This is a genomic window from Bradyrhizobium sp. Pa8, from assembly GCF_052588265.1.
The window spans coordinates 1,151,489-1,167,765 of sequence record NZ_CP176767.1 but is presented as its reverse complement, the minus strand read 5'-3'; the positions used below and the strand labels follow the sequence as shown (position 1 = coordinate 1,167,765).

The window sequence follows — 16,277 nt, the reverse complement described above, 5'->3', positions numbered from 1 at the left end:
AAGAAAGCCGTGGGTAGGTCTTGGTTTTCTTGCGTTTTGGATTCCGGATTTGGCGGCTTCGTGATTCCTTTGACGGCGAGATTCGCTGTTGGGGAGAACCCATGAGCCAGCCGCGCGACGATCGTCAGGACGATCTGTTTCGTCCATCTCTGGAGGAGATCATCAACCTTCGCCATCCGCTGGTGCGTCTGGCGGCGGAGATCGAGTGGGACTTCCTGGCGGGACGCTTCAGTTCGGTCTGTCGCCTCGGGCCGGGGCAGCCACCGTTGCCGACACGATTGGTAGCCGGACTGTTCATCCTCAAGCACATGCACAATCTCTCTGACGAGGCACTGTGCGACAGGTGGGTCGAGAACCCCGTATTTTCAGTATTTCTGCGGCGAGGTGGTGTTCCGGCACGACCTGCCGTTCGATCGCTCGTCGCTGACCCGCTGGCGCCAGCGGCTGGGTGAGGAGCAGATCGCCGCGCTGTTGCAAGAAAGCCTCTCGGTGGCGCATCGAACTGGGGCGATCGAGACCAAAGATCTCGAGCGGGTCGTTGTGGACACTACCGTCCAGGAGAAGGCGATCGCGCATCCGAGCGACGCGCAGCTCATGCACCGGGCGATCGAGAAGCTGGTCGATTTGGCCAAACGCGAGGGCATCGAACTGCGCCAGAGCTATCTGCGCGTGGCCAAGCGCGCCGCCATCATGGTGGGGCGCTACACGCATGCCCACCAGTTCAAGCGCGCCCGGCGAGAGCTCAAATTCCTGCGCACCCGGCCGCATCATCCGTGACATCAGACGCAAGATCGAGGGCGACCCTGCGCTTGAGGATCGCTTTGGTCCGCTGCTCGATCTCGCCCACCGGGTTCGCCATCAAGAGCAGCGTCAGCGCGGTCCCAAGGTCTACTCGTTGCACGCCCCCGAGGTGGGGTGCATCGGCAAAGGCAAGGCCAGGGCACCTTACGAGTTTGGCTGCAAAGTCTCGATTGCCACGCCTGCCACCGCGCCCAAAGGCGGGCAGTTCGTGCTGCATGCCAAGGCCCTGCACGGCAATCCCTATGACGGCCACACGCTCGGTCCCGTCATCGCCGATCTCGAAAAGCTCACAGGTGTCGCGGCGCGCCGCATCCACGGCGACAAGGGCTATCGCGGCCACAACTATCCCGACCGGTTCAAGGTCTGGATCAGCGGCCAGGTTCGCCGCGTCACCAAAGCCATCCGCCGCGAGATGCGGCGTCGTGCCGCCGTCGAGCCTGTGATCGGCCATCTCAAGGATGACCACCGAATGCGCCGCAACCATCTCAAGGGCCGCGACGGCGACCGCATCAACGCCGTTCTCGCCGCCGCCGGCTACAACTTCAGCCTGCTCCGCCACTGGTTCGCGGAACTTTTACGCGTCCTGCTATGGATACTCTGTCGCCGCCTATCGCAACCACACCTTGCGTAAAACGGTGCTCAGAAACGTTCTTCACGAACGACCAGTTAGTCTACTCGAAAAGACTCGGACGGGTTGAACCCTTTTTACTCGATTATCCGATCGCGGAGTGGCGGGGACTTTTGGAGCTGAAGCGTAGCCGCCGAAGACTACCGGTTTCGCGATCTTATCGTCGGGACGGGACGGCTTTGGGCCGTTATTGGCGATCCATTGGATCAAGTGATCCGAACAGTCGGGCAGGTTTAAGTTGCTTTTGGCTCCATCTCGGTTGAGGAGATAGATCCGATCGCGAAGTATAACCAGGTTTGATACAAAAGCCAAGGAGACGAAGGCGGTGCGCTGAGTGCTCTCGTGCAAGGTTTGAAGGTGCCGCTCTTCGAACGTCGTGATGGATCTCAATACGCGGAGGAGGGCGTTCGCGATGTGCGGTGGCAAGGGTCTCGCTGTTTATTCGCCATCCACGCGTGATGCGACTCGCTGCAATCAGTGATGGCAGCGAGTGTGCGTGCCGATTAGCGGTTACGCGACTCGTCCAGTTCCTAGCCGGAAGAATCAGTCTTTCAGATGTCTCGTCGCCGGAGTGAGCGATCGCTCTTTGTGGCCCTGGATCCATGTTATTCTTCTGCGCTTCTGGACACGTCGCATAAGGCACGCCAACATTCCGGCAACGCACTGAGCGTGTCTTCAATATGGCCGGGAATGGGAATGAAGCTCAAGACTTTATCGAGCTCTTTGTCTGAACGGATGTGATCGCGGCGCTATCGTCGCGAAGGCGACGTGAAAGAAAGTCGTATCCGACTGGAAGAACGGCGTTCGGCTCATCGCTCATCAGAAATGACGGGCCCTTACTGTATTCACCACATCGCCCGCCGCACGCACGGCTACCCCTCACTTACTTGTTTTGACTCAAACGGCTCGCAGTGCGCCACCGAAATCATCGCGGCTATGCACGCCAAAGACGGTCGAAGATCTGACTTCTGGCCCAGTTTGCGAATCGTTGCTTCAGTCGTCGCTCCGGTTCAGCGTTGGTCGCGTCCTTTTCGCTAGGCACCGGCTCAACGAATATTCTTCGGCCCTCAACTACATGCCAGGCTAGCGGATGCTGCAAACGAAACAGGCTGCGCACCTCCTTGCACAAGCAGCCTGCGAGCACATAAGGTGGCGGCGCGAACACCTCCGGCAATACGGACGACAGTGTCGTGTCTCTCAGGATGTCCCAGCGCGAATGGCCTCCCATGAGCGGCGATTGCAGGCCGAATATCACCCTGCCGATCCTGCTTTCGCGAATGGCATAGGCGCACATGGCGCAGGGTTCGACCGTAGAGTACAGCGTGCAGTCATCGAGCGACCTAGTATGCAGCATCTGCTGGGCGGCCGACAACGCGACCATCTCGGCGTGGCGCGTCACGTCGCTTGCGCGTCGCACCATGTTAGACGCCTCGCAAACGACCTCACCATACCGGCCGACCACCGCGGCAAATGGATATTCTCCGTCAGATCGGCTGGATTTGGCGAGCGCGATGCAGCGGTGCATCAACTCCAGATCGGATAGCTGCGGATCATAGTTGCTCACCTGACGAAGTATCCTCAATCAATATGCGTCGCGCGCCCGCCTCTAAGCTTGTGTGCTGGAACTGAATCCACCTTCCGGCGACGAGACTTCCGGCAATAGACAAGTGAGGGCTGACGCTCGGCAGCGTCATCAGCCGACGACAACGGTATCGTTTTCACAACGGTCAGCTGGGCTTTGTGTGAGGCATCTCAGTCCCTCGATCAACCTCCTTTGCGCTCTCTCTACTGAATCACCTTTGTGCCTTGGTTTGATGATAGGTTCGGCCATTGCGATTATTCCCTAGTTGCGTGGTGCACGACTTGATTTCGGCGACTAACGCGGCGCATGTAGATGCGCCTTTGTATCTTAGCCGGCCTAGGAAACGGATCACCTGCTGAATCTGGTAGGATCTGTGCTCTGCCCTGCTGCCGCATCTTGAGCGGCTCACCGACCATGCTCGTGCCTACGTAGTCGTCGTTCTTTAGTCGTGAGCGCGGTGTCAACCCCGATAGACAAGAGTGACCCCACTGCCGGGTTCGTGGTTCCTTTCGCGGTCATCTCTGCAAGAACCGCCGCATGATGGCGTTCACGGGTTGAAGAGCGCGGTTCATAAAGCCTGCAAGGACGACTTCGAGATTGCCAACACCTTCGTCCCGGCGTGTTCCGTCGCGAAGGCGAATCTGGGTTGGTTTAAGACTGCTTCATGCGGCGGGTATCTCTACCTTGAGCTCAGCACCATCGGTCCAGTAAGGATGGAGGATGACCGCCATTTGCACGCGACGGCGACCTTTGCCCGCCGACGCGTTTGGTCAGCTTTCTACCCACCGCTTGAGCGCAGAACTTCACTATACAACGGTCAACAGCACGTTCCTAGCCTCGAATAGATAAGTCTGAACCTGGCGGTTGCCGCGAGAGCCAGCGGCGTACGTTGCACGCTGCGTGCCCCGCGAACATCGCCGGATTGATATCGTCTTGGTGTCAGGTCGAGATAGGCGCCAACGTCGGCGGAGCGTCTGAAGCAAGCTGGTTGTCGACGGTAACAACGAAGGCCAGAGCGGTCAGAGACCAACACTAGGAACGATCATCATTCGGGAACAGTTGGCCGTCCTTCGCCATCACCAGGCGTTCCCGATCAAGTATTCAAATTTGCTCGGTCAAACAAGGCTGAGCCAAGAGCAACAGCGCGAAATTATCATGCAAATCCGGTGCTTCAACGAGGACGGCGCTAATTTTGACGTTAGCCGCGATGTTAAGAAGCCAGCTTGAGCTGGAATGCGAGCGCTCGCCACAGGAAACCTAGGACCGCCGCGGAAGTGAAGACGACGTTGGCGGCATAACTGGCTCGGCCTTTGAGGTAGCCGCGGCTGAGGTGATTTTTGGCCTTCATGTGCCCGATGATGGGCTCGATGGCCGAGCAGCGGCGCAGAACAAGGCCTTCCGCCTGCGCACTGTGGATAAGGCAAGCGCTCCATCTGGGCTGACAGTTGGGCTGGCACTGGTACTCATGGTTGGCTCTTTTTGAACAATCTACCTCGAACACGGCGCCCACAGGGAAGCGACGCTTGCCGATTGTCCACGCTCTATCCGTTGAATAGTGCGCACATTCAAGCCGCTCGGCGGGGCCAATTGCGCTTCTCCACTCTCTCTCTGGCGCCCCACTTACGGCTGGAAACGGCCCAAAAGCTTCGACTGCATGTGGGCGAGCGCGTCACTCAGCCTTGCCGCTTCTTCGAATCGGGTTTCTTGGTGCGGAGGGCGCGAGCCAGGATCGACCAGGATGGCCTCGGCGGCTTCCGAGAGTCGGAGAAGCGGCGTCCTGAGCCATTGAGCGGCGCACAGGAGCAGCATCAGAACGACGACGGCGCCCGCGCCGAGAATGAACCAGAATGTACGGATCAGTTCTCGGGTTGATGCCATCGCGTCGTCGGCGTTCTGTCTGACCAGAAGAGACCAGCCGAAGCTCGGAAGATCTGCAAAACCAACGCTCGGAACGATCACGGTGAAATAGTCGTTTCCATCGGACCATCGCTCGCTCGAGAACGCGCTGGTAACGCGACTGGCCGCAAACGCTGAGCCGACGCTTAGCCGCTTGTTGACGACATCAGTCGGGCCAAACAGGACGGTTCGATCCCGCGACAGCAGCAGCACATCGATTCCAGGCGCCTGCAACGCGGCCATGCCCTCCTCCACCCATTTCCAGTTGAGGTGCGCTCCGATCACGCCGGCGACGGAACCATCATGCCGCAACGGTGCGGCCAGATCGACGAAGCGATAGGGTTCAGCGGATACAGGCAAGAGGCTTGCCAGGAGTTGGGCCTCGTGGACATCGACTGCAGTTGGCGCATCAAGGCCGCGCCTGAACCACGGCCTTTGCGCTACACTTGCGCCCTCGAGCATCCCGTCCCTGGCCGCCAGTACCTTGCCCTCAAGATCGGCTATGCCGAGCCAGGAGTATCGGCCATCCAGGCGGCTCAGGAATTTGATGTGCTCACGGGCATTTGCCAGGTCGGCGGGGTCGATCAGGTCAGCCATACGTGCCACGTCCATCCAAACCCCATAGAGGCGCCGCGCCAGCAGGTTCGCGCTCAGTTCGCCGCGGGTCGCCAACTTCTCGACCTGCAATTCCTCGCCGCGCCGCTCCAATGCCGCGGTGTATAGCGTCGCGGTCGCCATGGCCGGCGCCAGCATCAACGTCGCGCCGCCAAAGAACACAAGCGTGCGCAAGCTCAGTCGTCTGTTCGCCATCACGCCTCCTCAATGAGTTAGAGCCCGAGCCAATTCGCGGATGATGCGAACGATGTCCCCGCGATCGGATCCCGGAAGAGCTCGGGCGGTGTGGAGCTTTTCGATAATTTGGGCCCGCTGCTCAACGCTCGGCGAAAACTTTAACCGGTAGCCGTCACGAGTTGGCGCAAGAACACGCGCCTCGACGTCGCCAATAGCTGGGATTGTCAAATTGCCTGTCGCCCCGACCGAAAGGCCGAATGGCCCGCTGATGCGGGCGCCTTCCGGCCCGAGATTCACGAGCCAGCCACGGTGCCGATCGTCTCCGATCGTCAACGTGATGGGTTCAAGCACCTGGCGCTGCGGTCGATTATATCGGGGCCGTTCGATGCACGCCGCGATCGCCACCACCAAGACGAGGACGTTGTACACCGTCCAGAACAGAACGATGGCGACGCCGTCGCCGGCTGTCGACGAGGTATTGAAGACGAAGTCGGAATTTAGCGGCACGATCAGGCCGCCAACGGTCAATCCAAAGAGGATCAGGAACGGTCGCATCAATGACCATTGGACAACGACCCTCGTTCTGTCGCCCCCCTTGGCCGTCACCGAAAATCTATGCGGTCCTCTCGTCAAAAGGCCGAGCGCCGCGGCCCGACAGATTGGCCAGGCGGCAATCAGCTGGGCGGTATCGTTGACGATGGGGATAAACAGCCCCTTCGAGAGCCAGTTCAAGGCCACCAGGACCATGACGTAGTATGGGACATAGTACCTGATGATATCGACGAGCGAGGCATTTACGATCGTAACACCGAGCCACCAGTACAGGAGCGGACAAATCAAACTGGCCAACCGGAAGGGAAAGGTGGTTAGCCAATAGAGCAGGGAATCGATGAGACTGATCCGGTGCATCAAACCCAGTCGGTTGGAGCCGAATGGATTGTAGGAATTGCGCGCAATCTGCATCAGACCGAGGCACCAGCGGCCGCGCTGGACGATGTATTCCTTGAGACCCTCTGGAGCCAACCCCTCAGTCAGCGGCTCGTTGAGATAGACAGTTTGCCATCCGTTTTCCGCGAGCTTGAGCGTGAGCAGGAAGTCCTCGGTCACGCTTTGCGTCGGAAGCAGGCCTATTTGTTGGATTGCTCGTACCCTCAGCACGGACGAGGTGCCGCAGCAGATCGCAATTCCCCAGGCATCCCGAGCCGGCTCCACGTTATCAAAGAAGTGTCGTTGCTCATCCGGGTACCCGGCGGTAATGCCGAGGTTGTGCTGGATCGGGTCCGGGTTAAAGAAATGTTGTGGCGTTTGGACCAGGCCGACGCGTGAATCGTGAAACAGTGCCACTGTGCGGTCGATGAAATCGACATGTGGAACGAAATCCGCATCAAGGATGGCGACAAAATCCGGTCGATCCGGATCCTGGACACGCGCAGCAAGCGCGTGGTTGATGTTTCCCGCCTTGGCATGTGCGTTGTCGGACCGCACGATGTATCCGACAGAATGCCGCTCGCAGGCCTGTCGGAGCCAGTCCCTGCGGCCATCGTCAAGCACGAAGACGCGAAGCTTCGGAAAGCGCACCGCCCTGGCGCCGATAATCGTTCGTTCGAGGATTTCAAGCGACTCATTGTAGGTCGCGATGAAGATGTCTACGCTCGGTGCTTCTCCAGGCAGCCACCATCCGGCGTGCTGGTCAGCTTCCGCGGTACGGTCCTTGACGCGTGAAAGAATCACAAAGGCAATGGACGAGGACAGGACCGTCATGCCCTCGAGCGCGGCGAAGCCCCAACTGACCAATGCGTCCGCAGTCCAGTCGAGTGGCACCAGTGTCTCGGTGAACCGCCATACCACGTAGCGCCAAGAGAGAATTGCCGCCAGGCCGAGCAGAAGGGAACGCCAGTACCATCGGCTCGGGTCGAGCAGCGGGAGGACCGTCAGGCGGAGTCCGATGATGATGGCGGCTCCCGCCAAGGCGGCGAGCATAGGCGACAGGATAAGCATTAGAAGCCATAACGCGTGAGAAAACGACGGAATTGGGCGATTGGGCCGCTCGAAAACACAACACGTCCAGTGCGACCGACGGCGCAGCCAAGATCCGGCTGCTGTGCGAGGCCCGGCACCGTTACCGTTACGTCAAAGCGCTGCAGATGCTGCGGACTCGGACCCACGGCAAGGTTTGCGTAAAGGGGCGATGCGCCGGATCCGCCGAGCCGGGTGACGGTTCCATCGAAAATTCGTTCGTCGCCGAACAGCCGAAACTGAACGGTCGCGCCGACGGAGAGACTGTCATAAAGGGATTCGGATACGCCCGCGGTGACCACAAGGCTATTGCAGTCGACGAGCTTGACTAGGTCTTGCCCACGCCGTGCGTACGCGCCATCGTCCACCAGGATATCCCAGACGAGGCCCGGGACACGGGCATTGAGCGTCGCCGACGTCAGGCGATTGACCCGCAGACGCTCGGCATCGATTTGCCGATCGAATTGAGCGATGCGCCCTTTAATCTGCTCCTCATCGACATGCAGTTCCGCCAGGCGCTGATCGAGTTCCCGAATGCGCTGCGTCGAGAAGGGGGCATCGTTATAGGACTCGCCGATGAAGACTCCCGTGCGTGCTGAGGCGAGCTCCGTCTCGAAATAATTGACGCGCTGCTGCGCACTCTCTACGTCTTGCTGTGCGACGTCAAACTTCGCGCGGGCTCGATCAAGGTTGGCAGCCGTCTGAACGCCGCGATTGTTCAACTCATTGGCGCGTTTGAATTCCGCATCTGCCTCGCGCAGGCGCGCAGCTGCCGCATCCTGCGTCGCCCTCGTCTCGGCGATCCGCGCCTCGATCTGGCGAATTCTGCCGCGCTGGTAGTCGGTTGACTGCGCATCAAATCCGGCTCTCGATTGCGATAGCGCGTCACGCTGACCGGCAATGCGTTTGAGTTCGATGCGTTGATTGTCCCGATCGCGCTCAAGCTCAAGAAGCCGAGCGGTATCGAAGCGCTCGTCGGCCACTTCGGCCGCGAGTTCCCCCGCGTTAATGCGCCCCCCAATGCTCTTGACGGCAAGCGTGACCCGGCCTTCGATCGGCGCACGCACGACGTAAAGTCGAGCATTTACCGTGGCATCTGCCGAAGTTCCAGCGAAGTGCTCGCCGATGATGACGTACAATCCGCCGGCGAGGAGAACCAAGCCGATGACCACACGCGCGAGCTTCATGAGAGACTTCCAACCGCATTCCAAGCCTTTTGTGGCGCACACTTAAAGGCGAATTCATGGAGGCGAGCAAACGATCCAATTCATCCTGACGTTGAACGCGATTGAACCGTCACGATTCGACATGAGACAGTTGACAAGTACAACCCTCGAAGCGCTAGGTCGTTCTGCTAGAGATCACAACATCGTTCGGGCGCCGTTTCTCGCGGGCTCCACGGAGGGAGTAGAGCGCGATCGTCCCTTGTTCACGTTCGGCGGATTGATCACCGCGTTGTAAAGAATGGCTGCGCTTTGAGCTGATCCAATATTGTCGAGCCTTGGCTGAACGACTTCGGGGCAGTATTTCTCGGGGAACTGCCACTTCAATAACTCCGAAGAATCCTTGCAACGGGCAGCAGGAGATTGGCTTGATTATTCCAGAAACCCAATTGAATTGCGCGATGCAGGCTCCGCCGATTCTGCAATGCTATATGCTGCGGAAGCGAAGAGCACGGCCAGCTCGGGTACTGAGCGTGTCCGCCGTTCGCGTTTCTCGTCCTCGGCCGCAATCGTGGGCATTCGATATCTCCCAACCTGAATAAAGATTGACAACGTGCTACGTGGTTCTCTGCTCAGTTCCGATCATCAACTCTTCGGAAGGTAGCACAACCTCCAACATCTCCACGCCTACCTTCTTTGGTAGCGCTTGTGAAATCGCTGGCATCGATCTCGACTGGTTCACCGCGGCATTCGACCGTACCTTCTACGCACCCAGGAATCTGAGCCGTGGTGTCCTCGACAAGGAAAACTCGGGCGAAGACAAGCCTGTGACCTGCGATCCGTTCTGGATGGCGGGCGACGACCAGCTTCCCAATCGACTGAACGCCCGCCCGCTAAAAGCCTTCATCGCCGGTTTCCACTCACGGAAGCGGACAAAGCGGCTCTTGTTGCCTTCCATGAAGCGCCTATAGATTATCTCAAGGGAATGGCTTTGGGTGCCAAGGAGAGCGTTCTCGCCAGGACCAGCTACCGGGAATATCTCATCAAGCACGCCAGCCTGCGCGAGAGGGCTGCACAGTATCTCCAAAGACCTTTCAACGATCTCTTCGCGTCAAATTCCGACACGATGTCGGCGCTGACTGCAATGAACACGGCCTTTCCGGGCTTCGATGGCCTAGGCATGAATGCCGCGCAGACCACCAACAAGGATGCGGATGATCCCTATATCTGCCATTCCCCGGACGGTAATGCCTCCATCGCCCGCCTGCTGTTCGACGCCCGAATGAGATGGCGCACACGATGAGGGTGGCGCGGGGTCCTTCGGCAATGTTGCGATTGCCGATTCCGGCTGGGTTCCCCTTACTCAAACGGATTCGCACTTCAAAAAGCGGGGCAGTTGATACGCCCGATCGTTCAACGCCAGATCGAGAAGCGCAGAAAGCGCCACAAGTGCATCGATGCAACTAACGGCTCAGCTGTCCGAAGCTCGGGCCCAGGGCAGGCGGTCCCGTCGAACATCCATGATAGAACCTCCAGCCAACGCTCTGCTTGCGATACGTCGCGGTGCAGCGAAGAACGACATCGTCAGCCTTTTCGACCGCCCACGAACGCCAACTCGGCGACCAAACCAGGGACCTCGCGAAGAACGGTCCTGTGGGCGTTTCAAACGTCGCTGTATAATAACACACGACCGCACTCGCAGCTCGGATGGAAGATCCATCCGAGTTCGCCATAACCAGTCAAACGCGCCGGTATCTTGCGCTGCGCTATGCCAAAGGCTCCGGGCCAGTTCCTGTCGCTCCCATCGCCCAACCGGGCAAATACAATAGCACTGAGACCTTGCCCTCTGGCTTTAATCCAGATTGAGGCCCGCGGGCACATATAAGGATCAGAGCATGAAGCGCAGCCGCTTTAGGGAAGAGTGGGGTTTTCGGTCCCGCGCCTGGCCCATGCCGTGCAGCATATTTTCCTGACGCCAGCAGGCATAAGAGCCAACGACGCGCAACATGTATCGCATCTTCAGGGAAGATGCGCATGAACTCGGCACCGTTACGACCCCACTGTATCTTGCCGAGTGGGTCAGCGCGGCGATGCATCTCGAAACCTAAGCTACCGTCTTTTGCTCCTGGGGAACGGCATGACTTTGCAGTCTTCCTCTTTGAGGATGATGTCAAGGAGCTCACACTGGGCGGCCAACGTTGCATAAGTTTTTGAGATGCTGACCAAGACGCTCAATCGCCTTGGTGAAAGATCACCTGTTCTCGACAGGTCCATATATATTCTGGATAGCTCGCGATATTCATGAGGTCTCAACATGTCTATAGCTCCGCAACACATCGGCATGTCTATAGCTCCGCGACCACGCCTCCCCCACCATCATTGCGTAGCAGATGAAACTGCATCGTCGGAACTATCAAGTTTTATGGGCTTAACGCAACGTCCTGTTTGATGGCAGTGATTCGATCAGGACCCACAATCCTCCCACAGTGCGCGCCGATCGTTGCACGCCTTGGTTGACGAACTAGATAAACTAATCCTCGTCTTACCTCGATACATGTTATTCTGCATAAGAGAATTGGCCGCATCGCTTGGTATCTCGGTGCGAACGCTACACGAGGCTGTGCGCGAGGTTACTGGCATAAGCCCGCACCGATATGTTCGTTCGAAACGGCTATCACGAGCTCGGCAAAAGCTGCTGACGGGCTCAACAACAAGCGTTAAGGCGGCGGCACACGCCGACGTCGGAAACGACCGCACCTAGTGCCAGCGTTCCTCGACTATCCGGGCCCTGGAGAACCAACGACGTCGTCCCGCCTCCGTGATCACTTCGAGCCGGCGCGCCGCCGCGTCCGACTTAAGCGTATGGTCAAGCATAGACACGAGCCGATCCCTTCAAAGAGATCGTGAACCTCGCCTGTCTCGCGTCGCGAGAAGGTGGGTTCAAAACGACGCATACGATGGATCTGGCCGGGTGGCTCGAGGAGAAAGGCATGCGCCATGTACGCGGCGCGCCGTGTCATCCCCCGACCCAGGGAAAGATCGCGCGTTGGCACCAGGCCCTCAAGAACCGCATTCTGCTGGATAACTATTACTACCTGCCCGGCGACCTCGAACGACGCCGTCCCGTCGCTCTGCCCGGTCCGCGATGGCCCGGAATTCATCTGGACGACAGCCCATCCCCATCGGCAGGTTTCGAGCGTGATGGCTGATCTTCGGACCCTCGTCCCGCTCTATCTTCTTGTTTGAGCGTGATCTTCTCGGAAAACATCCACTTCTCTGGATCATGCTCGAAAAGCCATCATAGATGGCGTCTTATTGCCAATCCGCTCCGAACAACCGAGCGCGTCGGCTCACGCATGCAGGATTGCTGTTCCATCTTCAGCGACCGTCGTGCTGCCGGATTCGCGATTAAGCAGCGCGCCGATACCGGCGGTTGGGACGGCATCACTGAACAGGTAGCCTTGTCCTTCTGTGCAACCATTGGCCACCAGAAAGCCCAGCTGGCCGGCGTCTTCGACGCCCTCGGCGGTAGTCGTCAAGCCGAGTCCCTTGGCAAGGCCAAGGATAGCACGAACGATCACCCGGCTGTCGGTACTGTCGTCAAGTTGCGACACGAAGCTGCGGTCTATCTTGATCTTGTCGAGACGAAACGAAAGCAGCTGGCTCAGCGTAGCGTAGCCTGTTCCGAAATCATCTAGCGCGATGCGGACGCCCGCTTGACGGAGCACATCAATTACGGTCTTCGCAACCCCGGTCTTTTCCACAAACGCGCTCTCGGTAATTTCAATCTCCAGGCGGCGGGGACTGAATCCGGTTTGCCCAAGGATCGATAGAATGCGCTGTCCAAGCGCGGGATCACGCAACTGAATGGGGGAAATATTGAAGGCAAGCGTAAACGTCTCCGGCCACGCATTGGCGTCGACACAAGCGCGACGAAAAAGCTGATCTCCAAGGGCGTTGATGAGACCCGTTTCTTCTGCAATCGGAATAAACACGTCGGGCGGAATACGCCCCAATGTCCTGTTCTCCCAACGCGCCAGTGCCTCGAACCCGATAATGCTATTACTTTTGAGTGAAACTAGCGGCTGGTAGTGCGGCTCGATAATATCGGCCGTGATAGCGCTGCGAAGCTCTCGCTCGATCTGGATGCGCCGGTCGAGATGCATGTCCATCTCTGGTTCGAAAAAGCGAACGCACGACCTGCCATCCCCTTGTGCGCGATAAAGTGCACGTTCTGCGCGCCTGACCAATTCGTGGAGATTGATGCCGTCAATCGGAGCGATGGCGATGCCAATTCCAACCTCAAGCTCGGCTGCCCCCGTCTCGGTCGCGAAAGTTTCGGTGGCGGACGCCACAATACGGCGCGCCAAATTGGTGGGAACCTCAAGGGAGCTAATGTCTGGTAGGACAATCCCGAATTCGTCGCCTCCGATCCTCGCCAGGATGCCATCCTTGCGCAAGATGTCGGCGACCCTGTTGGCAAACTCGCATAGCGCCTTGTCCTCCGCTGCGTGGCCATGCGCGTCCTTGATCCTCTTGAAGCCATCAAGGCCAAGCAGCAGAACGGCCACCTGGTGTGTGTCGCGGGCGAGGGCAAGGCAGGTAGCAAGTTTCTCATCAAACAGGCGACGGTTTGGCAGGCCGGTCAATGAATCGTGTCGCGCTAGGTCGCGCGCTTCACCTTCCGCAATGGCTCGCGCTTTGGTTTCGCGGGCGAGATCTCGATAGCGACGGACACTAAAAATTGTCAGCGAAACGCACAGGAAGAACGCGACGAATATGATGAATAAGATATCGTCGAGTGCCGAATCCGCATAGCCCCGCCCCAGCTGAAACAAAAGAGGGCCAACCTCATAGACATGCAGCAAAATCGAGGCGAGAACGACGGCCCCAAAAAGAGCAACGAAATCCCTTGTGGCAGAACTACGCCAATCAAACCAATCGGCGTTCAATACGCGTGATCGTGGAGTTGAGAAACTCATGACAGTCGAACCTTCGCTGAGGCCGGTTGTTTCGGAGTGAGTTCTTTCAGGTAGCATAGATATTGACTTAACACCAGATGTTGTGTATCGATCGTCGAAGTTCGAGTAACGCCTCGCAAGCCGCGACGGTAAACGCGCCGTCGGATCGCGATAGTCCTTCCCGGCAGAGTGTTTTCGAACGACCCGGTAAGTTCGCCCATCGCTAACGTGGCCGAAGCCACGATTTACGCTCTCAAGGTGCCGCTTCAAGACTTTGAGGGCTCTGGTCCGCGCGCGTTGCGTCGCAAGAGCAAACGAAAGGCCCCCAAGAATGGTCCCGGTTTAGCCGCGCTCCCGCAGCCGGCGAGCCACCGAGAAGGCGCCTGCATCCGCTTATCTGTGTCGGCGCGGCCTAGACGACCTGAAGCAGCTGCATGTTCCTGTTTTGAACAACGAAGAATGCGGCGCGCCTGCTCGAGCAGCTTTAACGAACCGTGCCGACTGCGAAGTCGCTGTCCTGCTTGCGACGTTGATCGATAAAGCGGCTCGCAGACCGCGCACAGCAAGACGCGATCTACGTTTTGTTCGCAGCCACGATGGTCCGAGGGCAGCGCCGGCGCCATGGTCGCGACCCAGGAACCTTTCTCGGTATCGCGATGGTCGACGAACAAGCTACCGGTGTCGTGGACGAGAAGCTTAGAAGTCGGCCACCGCCAGCTCGCTAACGCCAAGCTCGGGTGCGACATCCGCGACCAGTCCACTAGGGTCTTGTCCCAGTGGCTCTCCGATCCGGACCTTGACGGCGTCGACTTGTCGACCTCCGTCGCTTCGCCCCGCCAAAGGGGGCTGCCTGCGATCGCGACAAGGACTGGCAGAATCGGAAAGGCCATCTTGCCTACGCCGTCGCCACCGGTCGTCGGCATGAAGATCTCACGCGTCCCGCCAACGCAGAAGTCTGAACGCGCGACGGAACGAAAGCTGTTGAACAACGCCGTACCAATCAACGACATGGCAATTCCCAGGAAGCGGCTTACGCGACAATCACACGATTGCGACCTTCATATTTTGCGCGATAGAGCCGCTGATCGGCGACGTTCAGGAATCCGTCAAGCGTGTCTCCATCGCGCCCGAACTCCGATACCCCAACACTGATGGTGACACCGACCGACGGTTGGGCTCCGACATCGAACGCAGCGCTTCCGATGGCTGATCGAAGGCGCTCGGCTACCGCGCAAGCCGCGTCGAGCGTCGCTCCCGGCAGCAACACCATAAATTCTTCACCGCCCACGCGCGCGACAGAGTCGTAAGGGCGGATCGCCTCCAGACACTTTCGCACGAATCCGCGGAGGACTTCATCGCCGACACTGTGACCGCGTGAGTCATTGATATACTTGAAATGATCGAGGTCGATCGACAGCAAAGATAATGGAGCACCGCTTCGTTTGGCCCGCGCGATCTCGTCGCCGATATGATCGATGAAGTGGCGCCGATTTCCGGCACCGGTTAGTGGGTCGGTGGCGGCAAGGCGTTCCAACCTTTGATTGCTCAGTTGCAGTTGCTGTAGCGCCCTTTGGGTCTCGGCTATCGATTCGGCCAGGCGGGCCGTCATTTCTTCCTGGCTATAGATGGTCGAGAATGATTGCGTCGTTCGGAAAGCCTGGACAACGCCGTAGCTGAGCAGGAAGAACCCGCCAGCAAAGATCGCGTGGGCGAGCCACCACATATGATTCCAGGGCGCCGCCAGAATGAATGCGAGCGACGATAGCGCAAACCACGCGACCGAAATGCCGAAAATAAGCATGAGCGGCGAGTGAATCCGTCGCATCAGCATGGCCGCGACGTTCAGCGCGCTGAATACCAGTGCGCCCCCCTCCATGGACAAGCGTACCGTGGGGTGTCCCGCATAGGGGGAGTAGGCGATCAGGGCGACGGCTATGTCCATCGTCAGGAACAGGCCGATCCAGATCAGCCATGCGCGCGGATCCGAACGCTTCTCGACCTCGTCTGACGGCTGGTTGTAGCTGAGCAGCCCAACGAAGAGCAGGATCGACATCGCGAGACGCGACGCCGGCCCATAGAGCAGAAAAAGCCAAATATTGCGGAGTGCCATCCCGGTGAAGGCGCCGTGCGGCGAATAGATCAGCGCGAAGCCGAGAAAACCGAGCGTCAACCAACGCAACAGAGGTTCGCCTGAAGACTGGTAGCACCGCCACGTTACATAGGTGACGAACAGCCCTTCGAGAGTGGCGACGGCAATCGCGAATTCGTGGAACAGGTGATTTTCGAATTTTAGCGCGGGATCCTGCTGGAAGTACAGGTAGGCGATGAACTGGGCGGGCATCAGGGCGAAGGCGATCAGGAGAAGGCTCATATACGCCTGTGTGACCAGCCGGAGTGCGTTGGTCGGTTCGTGTAGCGCAAGATTGGTGCTCATATGC

General features: G+C 58.6%; 9 protein-coding genes and 3 pseudogenes. 5 read left to right on the top strand and 7 right to left on the bottom strand.

Annotated features, from left to right (window positions below):
- Window positions 1–101 precede the first annotated feature (101 nt).
- Window positions 102–1,432, top strand: a pseudogene (locus ACKWRH_RS05410) (IS5 family transposase).
- A gap of 931 nt (window positions 1,433–2,363) precedes the next feature.
- On the opposite strand, the gene ACKWRH_RS05405 reads toward ACKWRH_RS05410, so the two are convergent.
- The 5 genes and pseudogenes from ACKWRH_RS05405 to ACKWRH_RS05385 all read right to left on the bottom strand — a co-directional run bounded on the left by ACKWRH_RS05405 (window position 2,364) and on the right by ACKWRH_RS05385 (window position 8,902).
- On the bottom strand, window positions 2,364–2,993 hold the full coding sequence (locus ACKWRH_RS05405; RefSeq protein WP_445219624.1) for a nucleoside deaminase: 630 nt from the start codon (window positions 2,991–2,993) through the stop codon (window positions 2,364–2,366).
- A 1,228-nt stretch (window positions 2,994–4,221) separates the two neighbouring features.
- A pseudogene (locus ACKWRH_RS05400) lies at window positions 4,222–4,398 on the bottom strand (IS5/IS1182 family transposase); the annotation flags it as partial.
- A gap of 233 nt (window positions 4,399–4,631) precedes the next feature.
- Window positions 4,632–5,717, bottom strand: coding sequence for a hypothetical protein (locus tag ACKWRH_RS05395; protein ID WP_445219623.1), 1,086 nt, complete (start codon window positions 5,715–5,717; stop codon window positions 4,632–4,634).
- Window positions 5,718–5,726: 9 nt separating this feature from the next.
- Window positions 5,727–7,697, bottom strand: coding sequence for a glycosyltransferase (locus tag ACKWRH_RS05390; protein WP_445219622.1), 1,971 nt, complete (start codon window positions 7,695–7,697; stop codon window positions 5,727–5,729).
- Complete coding sequence (locus ACKWRH_RS05385) at window positions 7,697–8,902, bottom strand: HlyD family secretion protein (protein WP_445219621.1); 1,206 nt, start codon at window positions 8,900–8,902, stop codon at window positions 7,697–7,699. Before ACKWRH_RS05385 ends, ACKWRH_RS05390 begins: the two co-directional genes overlap by 1 nt.
- A 581-nt stretch (window positions 8,903–9,483) precedes the next feature.
- Between ACKWRH_RS05385 and ACKWRH_RS05380 the strand changes: the two genes are divergently transcribed.
- The 4 genes and pseudogenes from ACKWRH_RS05380 to ACKWRH_RS05365 form a co-directional block, all read left to right on the top strand.
- Entirely contained in the window at window positions 9,484–9,849 is a 366-nt protein-coding gene (locus ACKWRH_RS05380; RefSeq protein WP_445219620.1) for a hypothetical protein, read from the top strand.
- 20 nt (window positions 9,850–9,869) lie between these two features.
- Window positions 9,870–10,181, top strand: coding sequence for a hypothetical protein (locus ACKWRH_RS05375; protein ID WP_445219619.1), 312 nt, complete (start codon window positions 9,870–9,872; stop codon window positions 10,179–10,181).
- 1,251 nt (window positions 10,182–11,432) lie between these two features.
- A complete protein-coding gene (locus ACKWRH_RS05370) occupies window positions 11,433–11,639 on the top strand; it encodes a helix-turn-helix domain-containing protein (protein WP_445222320.1) in 207 nt (68 codons plus the stop codon).
- Window positions 11,640–11,838: 199 nt separating this feature from the next.
- Window positions 11,839–11,991: pseudogene (locus tag ACKWRH_RS05365) on the top strand (IS3 family transposase); the annotation flags it as partial.
- 237 nt (window positions 11,992–12,228) lie between these two features.
- Here ACKWRH_RS05365 and ACKWRH_RS05360 read toward each other — a convergent pair.
- A complete protein-coding gene (locus ACKWRH_RS05360) occupies window positions 12,229–13,830 on the bottom strand; it encodes a putative bifunctional diguanylate cyclase/phosphodiesterase (RefSeq protein WP_445219618.1) in 1,602 nt (533 codons plus the stop codon).
- Window positions 13,831–14,869: 1,039 nt separating this feature from the next.
- Complete coding sequence (locus tag ACKWRH_RS05355) at window positions 14,870–16,273, bottom strand: GGDEF domain-containing protein (RefSeq protein WP_445219617.1); 1,404 nt, start codon at window positions 16,271–16,273, stop codon at window positions 14,870–14,872.
- Between the last annotated feature and the right edge of the window lie 4 nt (window positions 16,274–16,277).